Origin of the sequence: Pseudomonas sp. ES3-33, from assembly GCF_000952175.1 — a bacterium.
Taxonomy (GTDB): domain Bacteria; phylum Pseudomonadota; class Gammaproteobacteria; order Pseudomonadales; family Pseudomonadaceae; genus Aquipseudomonas; species Aquipseudomonas gregormendelii.
In genome coordinates this window covers 58,512-76,762 of record NZ_JZRI01000080.1, presented here as the reverse complement: position 1 = coordinate 76,762, position 18,251 = coordinate 58,512, and the positions used below count along the sequence as shown (strand labels likewise).

22 protein-coding genes are annotated in these 18,251 nt (G+C 59.8%); 10 read left to right on the top strand and 12 right to left on the bottom strand.

The window, feature by feature from the left end; translation table 11 throughout:
- Window positions 1-120 precede the first annotated feature (120 nt).
- Window positions 121-1,467: a class II 3-deoxy-7-phosphoheptulonate synthase gene (locus tag UB23_RS15710; RefSeq protein WP_045060214.1), complete on the top strand. Its 1,347-nt coding sequence runs from the start codon at window positions 121-123 to the stop codon at window positions 1,465-1,467.
- Between the two features lie 105 nt (window positions 1,468-1,572).
- On the opposite strand, the gene UB23_RS15705 is transcribed toward UB23_RS15710, so the two are convergent.
- The gene (locus tag UB23_RS15705; protein WP_045060213.1) at window positions 1,573-2,802 is read right to left on the bottom strand and encodes a winged helix-turn-helix domain-containing protein; all 1,230 of its coding nucleotides are present in this window, start codon (window positions 2,800-2,802) and stop codon (window positions 1,573-1,575) included.
- A 210-nt stretch (window positions 2,803-3,012) separates the two neighbouring features.
- Window positions 3,013-3,234, bottom strand: a complete 222-nt coding sequence (locus UB23_RS15700; RefSeq protein ID WP_045060212.1) for a DUF1127 domain-containing protein — start codon at window positions 3,232-3,234, stop codon at window positions 3,013-3,015.
- Window positions 3,235-3,330: 96 nt separating this feature from the next.
- Here UB23_RS15700 and UB23_RS15695 point away from each other — a divergent pair, with 96 nt between their 5' ends.
- Complete coding sequence (locus UB23_RS15695; protein ID WP_045060211.1) at window positions 3,331-4,185, top strand: LysR substrate-binding domain-containing protein; 855 nt, start codon at window positions 3,331-3,333, stop codon at window positions 4,183-4,185.
- Here UB23_RS15695 and UB23_RS15690 read toward each other — a convergent pair.
- On the bottom strand, window positions 4,175-4,924 hold the full coding sequence (locus UB23_RS15690) for a sulfite exporter TauE/SafE family protein (protein ID WP_045060210.1): 750 nt from the start codon (window positions 4,922-4,924) through the stop codon (window positions 4,175-4,177). The genes UB23_RS15695 and UB23_RS15690 overlap by 11 nt on opposite strands.
- Before the next feature lie 107 nt (window positions 4,925-5,031).
- Between UB23_RS15690 and UB23_RS15685 the strand changes: the two genes are divergently transcribed.
- The 3 genes from UB23_RS15685 to UB23_RS15675 all read left to right on the top strand — a co-directional run bounded on the left by UB23_RS15685 (window position 5,032) and on the right by UB23_RS15675 (window position 7,159).
- The gene (locus UB23_RS15685) at window positions 5,032-5,988 is read left to right on the top strand and encodes a LysR family transcriptional regulator (RefSeq protein WP_045060240.1); all 957 of its coding nucleotides are present in this window, start codon (window positions 5,032-5,034) and stop codon (window positions 5,986-5,988) included.
- A 69-nt stretch (window positions 5,989-6,057) separates the two neighbouring features.
- On the top strand, window positions 6,058-6,519 hold the full coding sequence (locus tag UB23_RS15680) for a MarR family winged helix-turn-helix transcriptional regulator (RefSeq protein WP_045060239.1): 462 nt from the start codon (window positions 6,058-6,060) through the stop codon (window positions 6,517-6,519).
- Window positions 6,520-6,739: 220 nt separating this feature from the next.
- Window positions 6,740-7,159, top strand: a complete 420-nt coding sequence (locus UB23_RS15675; protein ID WP_045060209.1) for an organic hydroperoxide resistance protein — start codon at window positions 6,740-6,742, stop codon at window positions 7,157-7,159.
- Window positions 7,160-7,329: 170 nt separating this feature from the next.
- On the opposite strand, the gene UB23_RS15670 is transcribed toward UB23_RS15675, so the two are convergent.
- Complete coding sequence (locus UB23_RS15670; protein WP_032626910.1) at window positions 7,330-7,899, bottom strand: elongation factor P; 570 nt, start codon at window positions 7,897-7,899, stop codon at window positions 7,330-7,332.
- A 48-nt stretch (window positions 7,900-7,947) separates the two neighbouring features.
- Window positions 7,948-9,090 carry an elongation factor P maturation arginine rhamnosyltransferase EarP gene (earP, locus tag UB23_RS15665; protein ID WP_045060208.1) on the bottom strand — a complete coding sequence of 381 codons (1,143 nt, stop codon included), beginning with the start codon at window positions 9,088-9,090 and terminating at the stop codon, window positions 7,948-7,950.
- A 124-nt stretch (window positions 9,091-9,214) separates the two neighbouring features.
- On the opposite strand from earP, the gene UB23_RS15660 reads away from it, so the two are divergent.
- Both UB23_RS15660 and UB23_RS15655 read left to right on the top strand, forming a co-directional pair.
- Window positions 9,215-9,631 carry a hypothetical protein gene (locus UB23_RS15660; RefSeq protein WP_045060207.1) on the top strand — a complete coding sequence of 139 codons (417 nt, stop codon included), beginning with the start codon at window positions 9,215-9,217 and terminating at the stop codon, window positions 9,629-9,631.
- Between the two features lie 11 nt (window positions 9,632-9,642).
- Window positions 9,643-10,125 (top strand): GreA/GreB family elongation factor, encoded by a 483-nt coding sequence (locus UB23_RS15655; protein WP_045060238.1) that lies wholly within the window; start codon window positions 9,643-9,645, stop codon window positions 10,123-10,125.
- Between the two features lie 7 nt (window positions 10,126-10,132).
- Here the strand turns inward: UB23_RS15655 and cysB are convergent, their stop codons facing one another.
- The 5 genes from cysB to UB23_RS15630 form a co-directional block, all read right to left on the bottom strand.
- Complete coding sequence (cysB, locus tag UB23_RS15650) at window positions 10,133-11,107, bottom strand: HTH-type transcriptional regulator CysB (protein WP_008148549.1); 975 nt, start codon at window positions 11,105-11,107, stop codon at window positions 10,133-10,135.
- Between the two features lie 112 nt (window positions 11,108-11,219).
- Window positions 11,220-11,723 carry a universal stress protein gene (locus UB23_RS15645; protein WP_045060206.1) on the bottom strand — a complete coding sequence of 168 codons (504 nt, stop codon included), beginning with the start codon at window positions 11,721-11,723 and terminating at the stop codon, window positions 11,220-11,222.
- A 94-nt stretch (window positions 11,724-11,817) separates the two neighbouring features.
- Complete coding sequence (locus UB23_RS15640) at window positions 11,818-12,723, bottom strand: 5'-nucleotidase (RefSeq protein WP_045060205.1); 906 nt, start codon at window positions 12,721-12,723, stop codon at window positions 11,818-11,820.
- Window positions 12,724-12,747: 24 nt separating this feature from the next.
- On the bottom strand, window positions 12,748-13,704 hold the full coding sequence (locus tag UB23_RS15635; RefSeq protein ID WP_045060204.1) for a putative 2-dehydropantoate 2-reductase: 957 nt from the start codon (window positions 13,702-13,704) through the stop codon (window positions 12,748-12,750).
- Entirely contained in the window at window positions 13,701-14,087 is a 387-nt protein-coding gene (locus UB23_RS15630; RefSeq protein WP_045060203.1) for a thioredoxin family protein, read from the bottom strand. Before UB23_RS15630 ends, UB23_RS15635 begins: the two co-directional genes overlap by 4 nt.
- On the opposite strand from UB23_RS15630, the gene UB23_RS15625 reads away from it, so the two are divergent.
- Both UB23_RS15625 and UB23_RS15620 read left to right on the top strand, forming a co-directional pair.
- The gene (locus UB23_RS15625) at window positions 14,086-14,529 is read left to right on the top strand and encodes a PilZ domain-containing protein (protein ID WP_045060202.1); all 444 of its coding nucleotides are present in this window, start codon (window positions 14,086-14,088) and stop codon (window positions 14,527-14,529) included. The genes UB23_RS15630 and UB23_RS15625 overlap by 2 nt on opposite strands.
- A gap of 128 nt (window positions 14,530-14,657) precedes the next feature.
- Window positions 14,658-15,734, top strand: coding sequence for a 3-deoxy-7-phosphoheptulonate synthase (locus tag UB23_RS15620; RefSeq protein ID WP_045060201.1), 1,077 nt, complete (start codon window positions 14,658-14,660; stop codon window positions 15,732-15,734).
- A 73-nt stretch (window positions 15,735-15,807) separates the two neighbouring features.
- On the opposite strand, the gene UB23_RS15615 is transcribed toward UB23_RS15620, so the two are convergent.
- Window positions 15,808-16,095: a GNAT family N-acetyltransferase gene (locus UB23_RS15615; protein ID WP_020800382.1), complete on the bottom strand. Its 288-nt coding sequence runs from the start codon at window positions 16,093-16,095 to the stop codon at window positions 15,808-15,810.
- Between the two features lie 639 nt (window positions 16,096-16,734).
- On the opposite strand from UB23_RS15615, the gene oprI reads away from it, so the two are divergent.
- Complete coding sequence (gene oprI, locus UB23_RS15610) at window positions 16,735-16,986, top strand: outer membrane lipoprotei OprI (protein WP_003199355.1); 252 nt, start codon at window positions 16,735-16,737, stop codon at window positions 16,984-16,986.
- Window positions 16,987-17,109: 123 nt separating this feature from the next.
- Here the strand turns inward: oprI and UB23_RS15605 are convergent, their stop codons facing one another.
- On the bottom strand, window positions 17,110-18,081 hold the full coding sequence (locus tag UB23_RS15605; protein ID WP_045060200.1) for a L,D-transpeptidase family protein: 972 nt from the start codon (window positions 18,079-18,081) through the stop codon (window positions 17,110-17,112).
- Window positions 18,082-18,251 lie beyond the last annotated feature (170 nt).

Genomic DNA, 18,251 nt, shown 5'->3' with positions numbered 1-18,251 from the left:
ACAGCGCAGTCAACCGCTGATGCGGCTGCAAAGGCGCGATTGTCAGCGATGCAACGGGAACAGGTCACGCACTAATTGCTGATAACATGAGGGTCCGAGCGTAAAACTACCGAGACCGTGATGAGCCAACCCTGGAGCCCTGACAGCTGGCGCGCCCTGCCGATCCAGCAACAACCCGCCTACCCAGACGCAGCACATTTGCTGCAGGTCGAGCAAACCCTGGCCAGCTATCCGCCGCTGGTGTTTGCCGGTGAAGCCCGGGAGTTGCGTCGCCAGTTCGCCGAAGTGACACAGGGTCGGGCGTTTCTGTTGCAGGGCGGCGATTGCGCTGAAAGTTTTGCCGAATTCTCCGCAGCAAAAATTCGCGACACCTTCAAGGTGCTGCTGCAAATGGCCATCGTCATGACCTTTGCTGCCGGCTGCCCGGTGGTCAAGGTCGGTCGCATGGCCGGGCAGTTCGCCAAACCCCGTTCGGCCAATGACGAAACCATCGACGGCGTCACCTTGCCGGCCTACCGTGGCGATATCGTCAACGGCATCGGCTTCGATGAAAAAAGCCGCGTGCCGGATCCGGAACGCCTGCTGCAGTCCTACCACCAGTCCACCGCCACCCTCAACCTGCTGCGCGCGTTTGCCCAGGGTGGTTTTGCCGACCTGCATCAGGTGCACAAGTGGAACCTGGACTTCATCGCCAACTCGGCACTGGCTGAGAAATACAGCCACCTGGCCGATCGCATCGATGAAACCCTGGCCTTCATGCGCGCCTGCGGCATGGACAGCTCGCCACAGCTGCGCGAGACCAGTTTCTTCACTGCGCACGAGGCCTTGCTGCTCAATTACGAAGAAGCTTTTGTTCGCCGTGACAGCCTGACCAACGATTACTATGACTGTTCAGCGCACATGCTGTGGATTGGCGACCGCACTCGCCAGCTGGACGGCGCTCACGTCGAGTTTCTGCGTGGCGTGAACAATCCGATCGGGGTCAAGGTCGGCCCGAGCATGAACCCCGACGACCTGATCCGCCTGATTGATGTGCTCAACCCGGACAACGACCCTGGCCGCCTGAACCTGATCGCCCGAATGGGCGCCAACAAGGTCGGTGACCACCTGCCCGCCCTGATCCGCGCTGTGCAGCGCGAGGGCAAGCAGGTGCTGTGGAGTTCCGACCCGATGCACGGCAACACCATCAAGGCCAGCAGCGGCTACAAGACCCGCGACTTTGCGCAGATCCTGGGCGAAGTGAAGCAATTCTTCCAGGTTCACCAGGCCGAAGGCAGTTATGCCGGCGGGATTCATATCGAGATGACCGGGCAGAACGTGACCGAATGCATCGGCGGCGCGCGGCCGATTACCGAGGACGGGTTGTCAGACCGCTACCACACCCATTGTGACCCGCGAATGAATGCAGATCAGTCGCTGGAATTGGCGTTCTTGATTGCCGAGACGTTGAAGCAAGTCCGGCGGTAAACCACTTTGAAACAATCGCGAGCGGGCTAGCTTCCACATTTTGACGGCGTTGTTCTGCCAAACGCGGTCAACTGTGGGAGCGAGCCTGCTCGCGATGAGGCCAGCTCAGGCACCCTCAATCCCAGCCAATGCCACTCTTAATCTGGCCGCACTCACCCGCTGGCAATTCAACTTCACCTGCGCCAGCCCCAGCCAATCGGCCATCCGCCGCAAATTCACCGCCAACGCCAGCATCCCCTGATCATCCAGCCCCGGCTCTTCCTCGTGCACGGCATGCACCGCCAAGCGGCCGTGCGCGCGCTCCGCGCGCAAATCTACCCGCGCCGATATTCGTTCGTTGTGCAAAAACGGCAGCACGTAATAGCCATAGACCCGTTTATCCCGGGGCGTATAAATCTCCAGCCGATAGCGAAAATCAAACAACCGCTCGGTACGGCCGCGCTCCCAGATCAGTGAATCGAAGGGCGACAGCAAGGCGCTGGCCTCGACCTTGCGCGGCACTTTCGGCTCGGGCAGGCAAAAGGCCGGTTGCCGCCAACCCTGGACCTCACAGGACAGCAATGCGCCCGCCTCCAGCAGTTCCGCCAGGCGCGAACGCGCATCGCCCGGATTCAGGCGAAAGTAGTCACGCAGGTCCTTTTCCGTCGCGATGCCCAAGGCATTGGCCGCATGCAGCAACAGGCCACGCTGGGCCTCATCTTCCGAGAGCATCGGCTGCTGGAGGATGACCGCGGGAAGCACCCGCTCCGGCAAGTCATACAACCGCTCGAATCCACGTCGTCCGGCAACAGTCACTTCACCGGCGGCAAACAACCATTCCAGCGCGTGTTTTTCCGCGCTCCAGTCCCACCATGGCCCGGCTCTTTCCTGGCGAGTCGACAGGCTGCCTGCGCCCAACGCCCCGAGTTCCTGAACCGAGCCAAGGACGCGGCGGATGATGTCCTGGTGCTCACGACCGAAACGCGCCAGTTGCTGATAAATATCTTCGCCCCGGCCTGCCCGCGCCATCCGCCAGCGCATCAAGGGGAACATCGACAAGGGCAGCAGGGACGCTTCATGCCCCCAGTATTCAAACAGCGTGCGCTGCCGCCCCTGACTCCAGGCCGCCTGATCAAGCAAGGCGGATGAATAACAGCCCAGGCGCGAAAACAGGGGAAGGTAGTGCGAGCGCACCAGTGCATTGACCGAATCGATCTGCAGGATACCCAGACGTTCGATCAAACGATTGACCTGGATTGATTTGACCAGCGCTGGCGGCTGGCGCCCACCGAACCCCTGGGAGCTCAACGCCAGGCGCCTGGCCTGCAGCAAGGAAAAATACGAGGAGGTAGACATTCAAAGGCTCATGCAGAGGTCTGTGTCCACCTTAGCGGCCCACGCATGAAACGCCAATGGCGTGACCTCATCGCCTTTTCAGCAGGTGCCCGCCCGGCTCCAGCGAACGAATACGACCGCCTGCTGCCGCCCATGAAAAACCCCATGACCCGGGCTTGCGCCACGCGTGATGGGGTTGTGACCAGGCATGTGCCATCGGTGTTTCCAGCCTTATTTGCCGCCGCCCAATGGGTCTTGCCAGAAGTGACGCTCCGCTTCCTGCGCCACGTCCGCGCGACTCAGGCCGATGTCCTTCAAGGCCTCATCGCTCATGCCCGCCAACATTTCCCGTTCGCGGTGCAGTTCATACCAGCGGGTCAGCTTGTGCAGCAGATCCGAGACGACGTGAATGGAGTGTTTTTCTACTGCGCTGACATCCTGTTGACCTTTCATCTTGTTGCCCTCCGTTTGGGATGGCTCAAGTGTCGCGCCGGGGCTAAGATCAATCCAACGAATGTTTCTTATGCAATACATCTCGGAGATTGATGGATGTCTGCCTACCCCAGTATCGACACTGAAGTGCTGCGCACCTTCGTCGCCATCGCTGACCAGGGTGGCTTCACTCGCGCAGGCGAACTGGTCAACCGCACCCAGTCTGCGGTCAGCATGCAGATGAAGCGGCTTGAAGAGGACGTGCTGCAGCGCCAGTTGTTTCAACGTGACGGGCGCCAGGTGCGACTGACAGCCGAGGGCCAGGTACTGCTTGGTTATGCCAGGCGCATCCTCAAGCTGCACAGCGAAGTATTCAATACCCTGCGCGAGCCGCACATGGTCGGCATGGTCCGGATCGGTACGCCGGACGACTACGTGATGCGTTTTCTACCCGGGATTCTGCGGCGTTTTGCGCAGTCCTATCCGCTGATCCAGATTGAGGTGCATTGCGAGTCATCAAAACAATTGCTGCTGCGCCAGGACCTTGACCTGTCCATCGTCACCCGCGAACCCGGCAACGAGATCGGCCAACTGCTGCGCAAAGAACGATTTGTCTGGGCCGAAGCGCAATGTTTCAGCGCCCACGAGCAGACGCCTTTGCCGCTGGCGATGTTCAACAGCGATTGTTTCTGCCGCCTGTGGGCGTGCAATGCACTGGATGCCATGGGGCGTGATTATCGGGTGGCGTATAACAGTTCAAGCCTGTCGGCGATCATGGCGGTGGTCAGCGCCGGCCTTGCAGTGACTGCGCAACTGGAAAGCCTGATCACCCCCGATATGCGCATCCTGGGTGAGGCCGAGGGTCTGCCGGTGTTGCCCGAGGCCAGCATCATGCTGGTGCGCAACTTGCACAACCCCTCGCCTATCACTGAGTGCCTGGCGGAACACATCGTCGATGGTTTCAAACTTTAAAGGCGAGCATCACCGCGCACATCACCAGAAAGCCGCAAAACAGCCCGCGCAGCAGGCGCTCCGGCATCGCGTGGGCGATTTTAACGCCCCAGCTGATGCTCAGCAGGCCGCCGATGGCCAATGGCACGCCGATCATCCAGTCGACTTGATGGTGCACGGCGTAGGTCACCAGTGTCACGCCGGTGCTGGGCAGCGCCAGGGCCAGGGACAACCCTTGGGCAACGACCTGAGTGGTGCCGAACAGGCTGGTCAACACCGGTGTTGCCACCACTGCCCCGCCAACGCCGAATAGACCCCCCATGGTCCCGGACGCGGCGCCGAGCACGCCCAGCCATGGCCATGAATAGCGCATTTGCGCCGTTGCCGGCGGGTTGGTGGTGAACATTCGCACAAGGTTGTACGCAGACAAGGCCACCAGAAATGCAACGAATCCGGCGCGCATGGATTGCGCATCAATGCCCACCGCCCAGATCGAGCCGATCCAGGCAAAACTGAAGCCCATCACGGCCAGCGGCAACGCGTGGCGCAATTCGATGCGATTGCGCTGGTGATAACGCCACAAGGCGAGCATTACGTTCGGCACCACCATGACCAGCGCCGTGCCTTGGGCTATTTGCTGGTCGAGCCCGAAAAAAACACCCAGCAATGGGATAGCAATCAATCCGCCGCCAATGCCAAATAATCCGCCCAGGGTGCCCAAGGCTGCGCCGAACACCAGATACACCAAGAACTCAATCACAGTTACATTCCTATCCAAATCATGGGCCCATGCTACGCATTCGGGATTGGCAGTGAAACGCATAGCAACGCACAATGGCTATGCCAACTTCGCACAAGCGCATCGCCATGAACCCCAATCAGTTAACCGAGCAGCTTGCGCTGTTCCTCGACGTACTGGAAACCGGCAGTTTTTCTGCCGCTTCGCGTCGTTATCCGCTGACACCCTCCGCTGTCGCCCGGCGTATCGACAGCCTGGAAAACGCCGTGGGCAGCCAGCTGTTCATCCGCAGCACCCACGCGGTGCGGGCGACACCGGCAGGCCTGGCGTTTGCCGAGCGCGCGCGGCGGATCGTCGCCGAACTGCGCCTGGCCCGAGCCGAGGCGGTTTCCCTGAGCAGTGCACCGGAAGGCCTGATTCGTATCGACGCGCCTGCCGCGTTCGGGCGCCGACACCTGGCGCCAGTGATTGCCGACTTCCTGATGCTCTACCCTGGCCTCGATGTGCAACTGCACCTGATCGACAGTTTCGTCGACATGCAGGGCCTTAACCTGGGCAAGGTCGACCTCGTGCTGCGCGCCGGACAAATGGCCGACACCCGCCTGGTCGCCACACCTCTGGCGCGGATGGTTCGAATTGCGTGCGCGAGCCCAGCCTACCTGAAGCTCCGTGGCGTGCCGGCGGAACCGGCGCAGTTGATCGAGCATGATGGCCTGGACTGGGACGGCCTGGCGCCGCCCTTCGCCTGGCGCTTTGAACAGCACGGACAGATGCAACTGCACCGCCCGGCGCGCATCCGCATGAGCGCCAACAATGCCGAAGCACTGGTGTGCGGTGCGTTGGCCGGGCTGGGCATTGCCCATCTACCCACCTGGCTTGCCAGCGAATACCTGCTGCGCGGCGAACTGCAACCGTTGTTTTGTGACAACGGACTGCCGCCGCCGGAAAGCACCGGGATCTACGCGTTGCGCCTGCAGCAGCAACCCAACCCACGCAGTCGCCTGCTGCTTGAGTACCTGAAGACCCGTTTCAGCCCGATCCCGCCCTGGGACCTGGTGCTGCAAAACACTTTGGGTCGGCACTGACCGCGAATTATCTGGCGCATTAAAGATTCGCCCACTAGATTGATGACGATGACTGATCAAGGCTTTGAAATGACCGACAAGCGCAACACTCCGGATAACTGTGACCACCTGCTGCTGGACAATCAGGTGTGTTTCGCCCTGCACTCCACGTCACTGATGATGACCAAAGTCTACAAACCGCTCCTGCAGGCGTTGGGCCTCACCTATCCGCAGTACCTGGCGATGCTGGTGTTGTGGGAGCGCGACGGCTTGACCGTGAGTGAAATCAGCGCCCGTCTGTTGACCGATCCCGGGTCACTGACGCCGCTGCTCAAGCGCCTCGAAGTCGAGGGCTTGCTCAGTCGTACCCGCAGCCGTGAGGATGAGCGGGTAGTGATTGTCGAGTTGACCGGGCCAGGCCGCGCATTGCGGGACAAGGCCCGCGATATTCCACAGTGCATCCTGGGGGCGAGTGGCCAGACCTTGCAGCAGTTGCAGAAGCTGCAGGCCGAGTTGCAAGCGCTGCGTAGTCATCTGCAGGACAGCCTCTGAAGGTGAGAGCGAACGCCTCTGAAGGTGAAGCCCATTGCGGGAGCAAAGCTTGCCCGCGATAGCGGTATAACATCCAACATTGATGTCGACGGGTACTGCGCTATCAGGCGCTTCAAAATTTATCTTGCGCGCAAGCTATTAGCGCGATACATTCATCTCGCACTTAATTTGCGCGCAAACATTTAGCGCGAAACATATCTGATCTGGCGAGGCCTAAATCATGCAAACGCTCTACACCGCAATCGCAACTTCCACTGGCGGCCGTGATGGTCGTGCGGTTTCCAGCGACAACGTCCTCGACGTCAAGCTCGCCACGCCTAAAGAGCTGGGCGGTGCGGGTGGCGCAGCAACCAACCCCGAGCAGCTGTTCGCGGCCGGCTACTCCGCCTGCTTTATCGGCGCACTGAAATTCGTTGCCAGCCAGACCAAGCGCAGCATCCCCAACGATGCCTCGATCACTGCCCATGTCGGCATCGGCCAGATCCCCGGCGGTTTTGGCCTGGACATCGACCTGCACATCAGCCTGCCGGGTCTTGAACAAGCCGACGCGCAATCGCTGGTAGAGGCGGCTCACCAGGTGTGCCCTTACTCGAACGCCACCCGCGGCAACGTTGAAGTGCGCTTGCACGTCACGGTTTAACAGCAAAAGATCGCAGCCTCGTTCCACTCGATAGCGCCTACAGGAAGAACCAGGAAGAACGTGATTCCCTTGTAGGAGCTGTCGAGTGAAACGAGGCTGCGATCCTGTGATTTTGCAGGCACAAAAAAGCCCGACTCAATGGTCGGGCTTTTTCATTCCTGAAGCTGTGCTTATTTAGCACGGCCTTTGTAGGAACCGCCTTCGCGGGTGTCGATCTCGATGCGGTCACCGATTTCGATGAAGTCAGCCACTTGCAGCTCGGTACCGTTGCTCAGCTTGGCAGGCTTCATCACCTTGCCGGAAGTGTCGCCACGAGCCGAACCTTCGGTGTAGTCAACTACGCGCACGATAGTGGTCGGCAGCTCTACGGAAACCAGACGCTCTTCGAAGAAGATCGCTTCGCAAACATCGGTCATGCCTTCTTCAACGAAAGGCAGAACGGCTTCGATGTCTTCAGCGTTCAGCTCGTACATGGTGTAGTCGGTGGTGTCCATGAACGTGTAGGTGTCGCCGCTGATGAAGGACAGGGTCGCTTCTTTGCGGTCGAGGATTACGTCGTCCAGTTTGTCGTCGGCGCTGTAAACGATCTCGGTCTTGTAACCGGTCAGCAGGTTTTTCAGCTTGGTCTTCATGATCGCGCTGTTACGACCGGATTTGGTGAATTCAGCTTTCTGAACCAGCCAAGGATCGTTTTCGAGACGGATCACGGTACCGGGTTTCAGTTCTTTACCAGTTTTCATTGCGAATATCCGAATTTGGATGGGATTTACAAAAATCTAGGCCGCGTATCATATCCAATTTACATAAAACTGTACCAGCGCCGCGGCAAGATCATCTTGCAAGGCCTGTTCCAGACACCACGCCTCGGCGTGTTGCTGCAGTTCTGGCGAGTGTTTACGGGTGGCCAGCCAGTGATCGCTCATTGTTACACCGGCATTCCAGGCTCGCCATAGACCGCTGATCGCCTCGCTGGCCGGCCGCGTCAGGCCCTTGGTGTACAGCGTGAGGAAGGCTTCGAGCTTGTCCAGGTGAATATCTTCGTCCTGCCGATAGATGTGCCACAGCAGCGGGCGCCCGGCCCATTGGGCACGCACGAACGAGTCCTCGCCGCGCACCGCATTAAAATCGCAGCTCCACAGCAACAGGTCGTATTGATCCTGTCGGACGAATGGCAGCACCTGCACGGTCAAACCGTCGCGAACGTGCACGTCCCCCGCCGCGAGCCCCTCGACCCCAAGCCAGCGCTCGACGTCGCCGAGGATCCGCCCTTCCGGCACCAGCATGTGCGAAGGCGTGGAATCGCTCGCCAGGCAATCAAGCCAGCTGGCCAACCCGGCATTCTCATAGGCGAACAGCGAAATCAACTGGCTGCCAGGGGCGCGATCGACGCCCAGGCCCTGGAGGAATTCGCGCTGCGCTGAAGCATCCTGCTGGAACTTGCGCCGTCGCTCGAGCAAGCCACGCTCGCGCAGCAAGCCGCCCGTGTCCTGGCGGAAACCGGGGAAGAAAAAGTACTTCTGCACGTGTCGGTATTTGACCGACGGCAAGCCGTGACAACCCACCACCCAGTCTTCGGCACTCAGGTAATCCAGGTTCAGCCACAGCGGTGGTTGTGCCCGCGCGGCCATGGCGTCCATATAGGGCGCCGGCAATTGGCAGGCAAATGCGGCGATGACCACATCAGCGGCATCAACCGGCAGCCATTCCGCCGGCCATTGCCGCACCTCGACGCCCTGCTGCCATTGCTGCGCCAGCTGAATGTCGATCTCCGGGCACAGCCGCTCGAAGGCGCGCAGGTCGTCGACCCACAGGCGCACTTGCACCGAGTGCTCGGCCACCAGTTGCCGGGCCAGCCGCCAGGTCACCCCGATGTCGCCAAAATTGTCGACCACGGTACAGAAAATATCCCAGCGGGGGTTCGTTTGAGGCATTCCAGGCTCCCGTTGGCAAAGGTAGCGATTGTCCGCATAAATTACCCCGCGCAGAAGAGCCGACGGCGATTAATCTTCATGCGACAATCGCCCTTCGCTTGCAACCACCCGCCAGGAGGCCGCCATGCCCTACCGCCCCAACCCGCGCCGCCCACTTGCCGTACGATTCCATGTGCTGCAACTGAGTGCCAGCATCGCCCTGGGCCTGTGGCTTGGATTCATGGCGATCGCCCTGACTTGCTGGCTCGCCTCACGCCTGTTGTTCAGCGAGCAGTTGGCGCCCGTGGCCACGGCGGTGGAGCAACTGGCCAGGCCGCCCGTTCCGGCGCAGGTGCAACCACGACCTGACATTGCGCCGCAGAGTCCATTGTTCGAACAATACGAAGAAAACCTGCGCAAGAACGAGCAGCAGCAGCGACTGGATCAGGCCCGGGGCAGCAGCCGCAACCTGGCCAATCCGAAGTGCCAGTTCTGGCTGCAACAGGACCAGAACGCACCGAGTGAAAAGAGTCGCGCCAACGTCCAGCAATTTTGCGATTGATGAAGCCAGCCATGCACAAGAAGACCGTCCACCAACTCATACTCGACAAGCTGCGCATTGATCTCGACATCGCCGAGCGCGCGGCGCAGACCGCCTATGAGACCGCGACTCACGAAGAGAACATCGCCGAGAACAAGTACGACACCCTGGGCCTGGAAGCGTCCTACCTGGCAGCCGGCCAGGCCAGGCGCGTGGAGGAGATCAGGCAGTCATTGACCCTTTGCCAGAACCTGGCCCTGCGCCCCTACGACGAGCAACGCGGCATCGAAGTCGGTGCGCTGCTGGGGCTGGAAGACGAAAAGGGTCGCGAACAATGGCTGTTCCTCGCACCCGACGCGGCGGGGTTGAAGATCGATATGGTAGGGCAGATCATCACCGTCATCACCCCCCGCTCGCCCCTGGGAAAAAGTCTGCTGGGCAAGTTCGAAGGGGACGAGGTAGACATTCTGGTGGCGGGAACCCGGCAACAGTTTGCTGTTACCGAGGTGATCTAGACCGGGATCAATGCACCGGCAATTCGACTCCGTCGAACAGCTCTTCGAGCTCCTGCTTGTTATGGCACTGGATGGCCTTGGCCATGACTTCGCGCGTCAGGTGCGGCGCGAATTTCTCGATGAAGTCGCACATGAAACCGCGCAGGAAAGTACCGCGACGGAAGCCGATCTTGGTAATGCTGGACTCGAACAAATCGCTGGCATCGAGCATCACCAGGTCACTGTCGAGCTTGGCGTCAACGGCCATCTTCGCCACAATGCCCACGCCCAGGCCAAGCCGCACGTAGGTCTTGATCACGTCAGCATCGGCGGCGGTGAACACCACTTTGGGTGTCAGGCCACGGTGACTGAAGGCCTCGTCGAGCTTGGAGCGACCGGTGAAACCGAACACATAAGTTACGATCGGGTATTCGGCCAGCGCTTCGAGGGTCAGCTTCGACAGCTTGGTCAACGGATGGCCCTGGGGCACTACAACGCAGCGATTCCAGCGGTAGCATGGCATCATTACCAGGTCGCCGAAAAGCTCCAGCGCTTCCGTGGCAATGGCAAAATCCACTGTGCCGTCGGCGGCCATTTCGGCGATCTGCATCGGCGAACCCTGGTGCATGTGCAGGGCCACATCGGGGTATTGCTTGATGAAGTTGCTGATCACCGGCGGCAGTGCGTAGCGCGCCTGGGTGTGGGTGGTGGCGATCGACAGGGTGCCCTTTTTCTCGTTGGAGAATTCCTGGGCGATCTGCTTGATGCTTTCGACCTTGCGCAGGATCTCGCCGGCGGTGGTGATGATGCGCTCGCCTGCCGGGGTGACGCGGGTCAGGTGCTTGCCGCTGCGGGCGAAGACCTCGACGCCCAATTCGTCCTCCAGCAGTCGAATCTGCTTACTGATGCCCGGTTGCGAGGTGTAAAGGCTTTGGGCTGTAGCTGAAACGTTGAGGTCGTGGTGCGCCACTTCCCAGATGTAGCGCAATTGTTGAAGCTTCATATGAATCCCTCAAAGCAGGTAGACGCCACGGGCATCAGCGACGGTATATAACTATATTAATGGTTTGAAGAATAAATCTAGAACTTTTTATCAGTTCGCCACGATTCGTGTTCTAGCGATCTCCCAGGCGCCGACGCTCAACCAGCGGTACCAGGTAGACCGGCACCCTCGCCAGTTGCAACACCCGCGCAGCGGTGCGGCCCAAGGGTGTTTCCGCGCCGGCCCCGTGGCTGTGACTACCTACGATCAGCAAATCCACAGAGAGTTTCTGCGCCTGGTCAAGAATCACCTGTGAGGGATCTCCCTGGATCACCCGCACCGCCTGGATGCGCGCCAGGTCCTGGTCCCCCTCCTCACCCAGCTCCTCGCGAAAGCTGTCGAGCACCCGCTGCTCGATGTTGGCAATCACCGTATTCAGGCCCTGGCTGTGAAAATCGTTCAACGCCTGCTCATCAAGGTAGCTCTGCAGTACCGACTCGGCGAACAGCCCCATCGGCTCCACCGCATGCACCACATACAACTGCGCATCAAATGTCCGGGCCAGCGCCAGGGCATGCTGCATCACCAACGGTGCGTAAAGGCCGAGGTCAGTGGCATACAGCATCGAACGAATCATATGACCTCCTCGTGTGCCAACATGGCGGAGATGGGTTGAGCTTAGCAGTGCCTTGGCGAGTACGGCGGCCGGTGTAACGCATTGAACGGCGGGCTTAAACCTTTTGCTCGTTGCTTATGCCATGGGGCACATGGCCGGTCGCAACCACTTCACGGGCCAACTCGCAGTGCCCGGCCTGATCGTCGAAAAATACATCGGCAGCGAACGCTTCGAGAAAAGCCGACTTGGTCAGGCCGCCAAGGAACAGCGACTCATCGAGACGGATATCCCATTCGCGCAATGTGCGGATCACCCGTTCATGGGCCGGCGCCGAACGTGCCGTCACCAGGGCGGTGCGGATCGGACAGGCGTCGTCTGGAAATTCACGCTGCAACAAATTGAGTGCCGCGAGGAAGCCCTTGAACGGTCCACCCCGCAACGGTTCCCTGGCCGACTCCCGCTCGCTGGCCTGAAAGGCTTCCAGGCCACCGGCCTGGTAAACCCGCTCGGATTCATCGGAAAACAGCACCGCGTCACCGTCGAAGGCAATCCGCAATTCTTCGCTGGCCGCCCGGCTGGCACCACCGGACAGGATGGTCGCCGCAGCGAAACCGGCGTCCAGGGCACTGCGCACGTCTTCGGCATGGGTCGACAGGAACAGGTCACAGCCGAAGGCCTTGAGGTAGGGGTACGGACTGCGCCCGCCGACAAATGCTGCGCGCGAGATCGCCAGGCCGTAGTGGTGGATGGAGTTGAACACCCGCAGCCCGGTGTCGGCACTGTTGCGTGACACCAGGATCACCTCGACCCGGGCACGGCCCAGGCTGTTGTTGAGGTTGAGCAGTTTCTGCACCAAGGGAAATGCATCGCCCGGTTCGAGGATTTCGTCCTCGTGCTCGATCTGATATTGGCGGTAGGCCTCAACGCCACTGGACAGGTACACCTTGTGGCTTTCGCTCAGGTCGAACAGCGCTCGCGAGGAAATCGCCAGCACCAGCTTGTCATCGATAGTCTTTGCCATACCTTCCCTCACTGAATGACCGACTCAGGCAGGACGTCGATCGATGAAAGCCAAACTGCGGAACAGGGCTTCGATTCGCGGCATTTCGCATCCCGCGGCTTTCGCGGCTGCCAGGGGCCGGGCGTAGATCGCCTCCAGCTCCAGTGGCCGCCCGTGCAGATGATCGTGATACATGCTCGGCCAATAATCGGGCATCTTTTCGGTCATCATGAACAGATGCTCGGCGTACCCGGCGGGCACCTGATAACCACAGGCGGTGGCGCCCTGCACCACTTCGGCCATCAACGCCTTGATCAGTTCCCGGCTATTGGTATCGGCCATCAACGGCACAGTGCTCGCGCGCAACAGCACCGAGAGTCCGTTGTAGGGGATATTCCAGACCAGTTTCTGCCAGCGTGCCTGATGCAGATTTGCCATGGCCTGGGAGTCGATGCCGGCGAAGTGGAACAGTCCGGCGCCTTCTTCGGCTATTGCCTGGCGCGCCGGCAGGTCGGCGGCAGGACCGCTGTGATAACCGACATGCACTGCGCCAAGGGCCTGATGAGTAATAACCCCGGGCGCCTCGCGATGGACACAGATGTAACAGAGACCTCCGAGCACGTGCAGCGAATCAGGCAGCGATTCGCGCAGGCTGTCTTCGACGCCCAGGCCATTTTGCAACAGCAGCACCTTGGCGTCAGCCGCGCCAGCTCGAACGATGGTGGATGCCAGCTCGGCGTTACTGGTGGTTTTCGTCCCCACCAGCAACCAGTCACAGGGCGGCATGTCGTCGACCGAGGAATAGGCTTGCACCGGGAAAACGTTCAATGTCCCATGCTGCGCACTGTGCACTTGCAGGCCACGTTCGGCCACGGCGTGGAACTCGCTGCGCACCAGGAAATGCACATCGAAGCCGGCATGCGCCAACATCGCCCCGTAAAATCCACCGATCGCCCCGGTGCCTATAATGCCGATTGTCGGCCTCGCTGCTGCCCCCGTCATGGCAACTCCTCTGCTGTTCGTGTCAGCGCCTTAGTCAGCGCCTCATTGAGTTCAGTAGTCTCAAGGCGCGAATTCAGTGCCCCGAAGAATTCACCGTCACGCACGACAAACAGTGCTGGCAAGTGAAAGACCTGGTAACGCTCGACCACGCCACCGTTGCTGCCGGCATCAATCCAGCACAGCCGGTCGACCTCCAGCGCCTGCCCGGGCAAGCGAGCCCTGGCATAACGGCAACTGGCGCAGCCGACGCTGGTGAAAATCACCAGCGAAACACCGCTCAGCGCCAGCAGCCGCTGGTCGGCATCGAAATCGGTCAGTTCCAATTCGACCACTATACTGGGGGAAACGCTGTCAGATGACCGACACATGGAGTCTGTGTTCATGGGACGTTTTCTTCCTCACCCTGACGATGTGCCCGTTGAATTAACGTTGCTCAAACATGAATGCATATCGCGACAACGGCTGCACACTATCAGCCTCGGCGGCATGGCTTGCAATTATCACCGCGCCTGGCGCCACGGCACGGCGCTTGAAGTGCGCATGCCGACCCTCAACCCGGACCTGCGCTACCTGGGCTATGTAGCCTGGTGCCTGCGCCGCAAGCGCGGGTATCTGGTAGGCATAGCCTTTGTCGACGAACAGATGCTGTTCAGCGCGAGAATGGGCGAGCAGATTTGCCAGATCGAACGCTATTGCCGCCTGCATGAACCGCACAGCGAGCGCCAGGACAACCAGGCACTGGCGCTTGAATGGGTGCAGCAGCATGCCGATGAGTTCTCCCACGACACGGTAAGCAAGGCTTTTGCGCAGCCTGTGCTGGATTAAACCCACTTCTGCCCATTGTCGAGCCACGGTGTAACGCGCTAAGGTTCCGCTCCCCGACGCGCTTAATTTGCTGTGCTCCGCCGCGCGGGTTCGCTGGCGGCCGGCACCCGTGACCTGACGAGTAAACGATGGCTGATTTACCGATCAACGACCTAAACGTCGCCTCCAACGAGACGCTGATCACCCCTGACCAGCTCAAGCGTGATATGCCCCTGAGCGACGCTGCCTTGCGCACCGTCACCAAGGGTCGCGAAGTCATTCGCAACATTCTTGATGGCACCGATCACCGCCTGTTCGTCGTTATCGGGCCTTGCTCGATCCACGACATCAAGGCCGCCCACGAATACGCCGAGCGCCTCAAGGTGCTGGCCGCCGAGGTGTCCGATACCCTGTATCTGGTCATGCGAGTGTATTTCGAGAAGCCACGTACCACCGTTGGCTGGAAGGGCCTGATCAACGATCCGTACCTGGATGACTCCTTCAAGATTCAGGACGGTCTGCATATCGGTCGTCAATTGCTGCTGGACTTGGCCGAGATGGGCCTGCCCACCGCCACCGAAGCCCTTGACCCGATCTCCCCGCAGTATCTGCAGGACCTGATCAGCTGGTCGGCCATTGGCGCGCGCACCACCGAATCCCAGACTCACCGTGAAATGGCTTCCGGCCTGTCCTCGGCTGTCGGCTTCAAGAACGGCACCGACGGCGGCCTGACCGTTGCGATCAACGCCCTGCAGTCGGTTTCCAGCCCGCACCGTTTCCTGGGCATCAATCAGGAAGGTGGCGTGTCGATCGTCACCACCAAGGGCAATGCCTACGGTCACGTGGTACTGCGCGGCGGCAACGGCAAACCGAACTACGATTCGGTTAGCGTCGCGCTCTGCGAGCAGGCACTGAACAAGGCGAAGATCAAGCCGAACATCATGGTCGACTGCAGCCACGCCAACTCCAACAAGGACCCCGCCCTGCAACCGCTGGTGATGGAGAACGTGGCCAACCAGATCCTCGAAGGCAACCAGTCGATCATCGGCCTGATGGTCGAGAGTCACCTGAACTGGGGCTGCCAGGCCATTCCGAAGGATCTGGCCGACCTGCAATACGGCGTGTCGATCACCGACGCCTGCATCGACTGGTCTGCCACCGAGACGACCTTGCGCAGCATGCATGCCAAGCTCAAGGACGTACTGCCAAAACGCGCTCGCGACTGAGCACGGCCAAGCGGGTCAGTAAACGCAACGCAAAAAAAACGCCGGGGCAGCCCGGCGTTTTTTTGCGTTGCGTTTACTGGCTCAGCTTGGCGGCATGGCGCTGGTGACGTTCCATGTAGCGCTCCACATAGGAGCACGATGGAATGACCGTGTAGCCCATTTCCTCGGCGTACTGCAGCGCCTGCTCGGTCAACGCGGCGGCAATACCGCGACCACGCAACGCGTTGGGTACGAAGGTACGATAAATATCCAGGGTCTGTTTACCCAGGTCCATATAGGTCAGGTAGGCACGATGACCGTCCACATTGGTCTCGAACTGATGACCAGCCTGGTCATGGTGGATGGACAACGCCTCGCTCATCACTACTCCTCGCGGGTCTTGAATTTTGACCCCTACCTTACCGATGTTTTTCCGGCGAAGGAACATCTACGCCACCCCGTGCCTGAAAGGACACCGAGAAGAGCTGCACCAATCTCGCGCAACCGGGCACGTACAAATAGTAGGCACCATTGGCAAAAATGCTCAAGGTACGCTCGTCATTACGCAGATTGGCGGGTGCTGCTCCAGAGGAGACGCAGGGACTTCAAGACCGGGGATTTCCCGCAGCCGATTACCTGAACATTGCCGGATGTTGAGACTTAAGACGAGCGCCCGTTGTTAAAGTCACCTCAACTAGCAGAAAGATAAGCGAAGCACTGCACAATTCCCGAACAAAAGTGTAGACGAAATCATTTAGACAGACTTTACCCTAGACCGCAAAAACAGCGCTGCAGATCGGGAACTTTTTCCGGGGGGCTCGCTCAGATCGGGGCTCGCAGCTGGATATTTTTTATACAAAGCAGTTAAAAGTTGCTCGAAAAAGAATCAACGCCTACAATTTTTTTTGCTTCTTGCTACACGTCAGTTTACTTACTACAAGTAATGGGTAGTATGTACGCCGGCTATTTCCTCACTCTGAGGAGACAGCTACTTAATAGAAAGTCCTTGAAGGGGAACACGATGAACAACGTTCTGAAATTCTCTGCTCTGGCCCTGGCCGCAGTTCTGGCTACCGGTTGCAGCAGCGCATCGAAAGAAACCGAAGCACGTCTGACTGCTACCGAAGACGCAGCAGCTCGCTCCCAGGCTCGTGCAGACGAAGCTTACCGTAAAGCTGATGAAGCTCTGGCTGCTGCTCAAAAAGCACAACAGACTGCTGACGAAGCTAACGAGCGCGCTCTGCGCATGCTCGACAAAGCTAGCCGCAAGTAATAATCCCTCGGGATTGTTATCAAGCCGACCCATTTTTGGGTCGGCTTTTTTATTGCCCGGATTTTCCTGCGGACAATAAAAAACCCGTCGACGCGATTCACGTCGACGGGCTTTTGCACAGGCCTACTGCTGCAGGTCGATAGGTGAGCTGGTCACCATCGGCGCCGCACCATTGGGTACGGCGATCTCCACCGGCAAGCCATCTTCGGCTGCGACCACATCACGCACCACATCCCAGTTCATGCGCAGGTTGTTGGTGATGTCCTCACGCTTGAGCATCGCGTTGATCACCGCCGTGTGCTTGTCGACCACCGACGGGTTGCCGTTGTCGTCAAGCGGCGTGTGCGCCTCGAGGTAGACCTTGCCGCCACTCACGCCGAACTTGTACGGGTCGTTGATGATACGCACCGAGGTACCCACCGGGACCATGCTCGCCATTTCCAGGACGTTATTGTTGAACATGCGGAAACAGCCATGGCTGGTGCGCATGCCGATGCCGAATTTCTTGTTCGAGCCATGGATCAGGTAGCCCGGGGTACCCAGGTTGAACTTGAACGGCCCCAATGGGTTGTCCGGACCGGCCGGTACGACGTTGGGCAGCGGATCGCCATCGGCAAGGTGTTCGGCCTTGATCGACGCAGGCGGCGTCCAGGTCGGATTGTGTGTCTTGGCGGTGATGGTGGTATGCGCAATCGGCGAGCCCCAGCCTTCACGGCCAATGCCCAGCGGGAAGGTGTACACCACGTCCCGGCCTTTGGGGTAGTAATAAAGGCGGTACTCGGCGAGGTTGATCACGATGCCTTCACGCGGCCCTGGGGGCAGGATGAAGCGCGTTGGCAGAATGATTTCGGTGCCCACGCCAGGCAGCCAGGCGTCGACGCCCGGGTTGGCGGCGACCATTTCCGAATAGCCCAGGTCGTAGGTGGTGCCAAGGTCGGCGAAGGTATCTTCGTACTTGGCCTTGATCACTTGCACCTGGCCAATGATGTCTTCACCGGGTGGCGGAAGAGGCAACTCCAAGGCTGCCACGGGGCCTGCGGCACAGAGCGCGGCAAGAGTCAGGCAGCGGGTGACGGCGGGAAAGCGCGGCAACATCCGGAAAATCCTTCGCATGATCGACAAGGTATAAAAACGCGATTGTACACTGGCGCTTCGCTAGTCGGGGAGACGCACCGATAGAGCGCGCATTGGCTGGGGGGTTTGGTGGGTGGGGGGTTCGGTTTATTTCGAAACCCCTGCTAACGAATTCGGCCTGAGGTGATGGG

Bases quoted from the DNA above. Each gene is read 5' to 3' on its own strand.
- UB23_RS15710 (WP_045060214.1), top strand. From the start codon at position 121: ATGAGCCAACCCTGGAGCCCTGACAGCTGGCGCGCCCTGCCGATCCAG.
- UB23_RS15705 (WP_045060213.1), bottom strand. From the start codon at position 2,802: ATGTCTACCTCCTCGTATTTTTCCTTGCTGCAGGCCAGGCGCCTGGCG.
- UB23_RS15700 (WP_045060212.1), bottom strand. From the start codon at position 3,234: ATGAAAGGTCAACAGGATGTCAGCGCAGTAGAAAAACACTCCATTCAC.
- UB23_RS15695 (WP_045060211.1), top strand. From the start codon at position 3,331: ATGTCTGCCTACCCCAGTATCGACACTGAAGTGCTGCGCACCTTCGTC.
- UB23_RS15685 (WP_045060240.1), top strand. From the start codon at position 5,032: ATGAACCCCAATCAGTTAACCGAGCAGCTTGCGCTGTTCCTCGACGTA.
- UB23_RS15680 (WP_045060239.1), top strand. From the start codon at position 6,058: ATGACCGACAAGCGCAACACTCCGGATAACTGTGACCACCTGCTGCTG.
- UB23_RS15675 (WP_045060209.1), top strand. From the start codon at position 6,740: ATGCAAACGCTCTACACCGCAATCGCAACTTCCACTGGCGGCCGTGAT.
- UB23_RS15670 (WP_032626910.1), bottom strand. From the start codon at position 7,899: ATGAAAACTGGTAAAGAACTGAAACCCGGTACCGTGATCCGTCTCGAA.
- earP (WP_045060208.1), bottom strand. From the start codon at position 9,090: ATGCCTCAAACGAACCCCCGCTGGGATATTTTCTGTACCGTGGTCGAC.
- UB23_RS15660 (WP_045060207.1), top strand. From the start codon at position 9,215: ATGCCCTACCGCCCCAACCCGCGCCGCCCACTTGCCGTACGATTCCAT.
- UB23_RS15655 (WP_045060238.1), top strand. From the start codon at position 9,643: ATGCACAAGAAGACCGTCCACCAACTCATACTCGACAAGCTGCGCATT.
- cysB (WP_008148549.1), bottom strand. From the start codon at position 11,107: ATGAAGCTTCAACAATTGCGCTACATCTGGGAAGTGGCGCACCACGAC.
- UB23_RS15645 (WP_045060206.1), bottom strand. From the start codon at position 11,723: ATGATTCGTTCGATGCTGTATGCCACTGACCTCGGCCTTTACGCACCG.
- UB23_RS15640 (WP_045060205.1), bottom strand. From the start codon at position 12,723: ATGGCAAAGACTATCGATGACAAGCTGGTGCTGGCGATTTCCTCGCGA.
- UB23_RS15635 (WP_045060204.1), bottom strand. From the start codon at position 13,704: ATGACGGGGGCAGCAGCGAGGCCGACAATCGGCATTATAGGCACCGGG.
- UB23_RS15625 (WP_045060202.1), top strand. From the start codon at position 14,086: ATGGGACGTTTTCTTCCTCACCCTGACGATGTGCCCGTTGAATTAACG.
- UB23_RS15630 (WP_045060203.1), bottom strand. From the start codon at position 14,087: ATGAACACAGACTCCATGTGTCGGTCATCTGACAGCGTTTCCCCCAGT.
- UB23_RS15620 (WP_045060201.1), top strand. From the start codon at position 14,658: ATGGCTGATTTACCGATCAACGACCTAAACGTCGCCTCCAACGAGACG.
- UB23_RS15615 (WP_020800382.1), bottom strand. From the start codon at position 16,095: ATGAGCGAGGCGTTGTCCATCCACCATGACCAGGCTGGTCATCAGTTC.
- oprI (WP_003199355.1), top strand. From the start codon at position 16,735: ATGAACAACGTTCTGAAATTCTCTGCTCTGGCCCTGGCCGCAGTTCTG.
- UB23_RS15605 (WP_045060200.1), bottom strand. From the start codon at position 18,081: ATGTTGCCGCGCTTTCCCGCCGTCACCCGCTGCCTGACTCTTGCCGCG.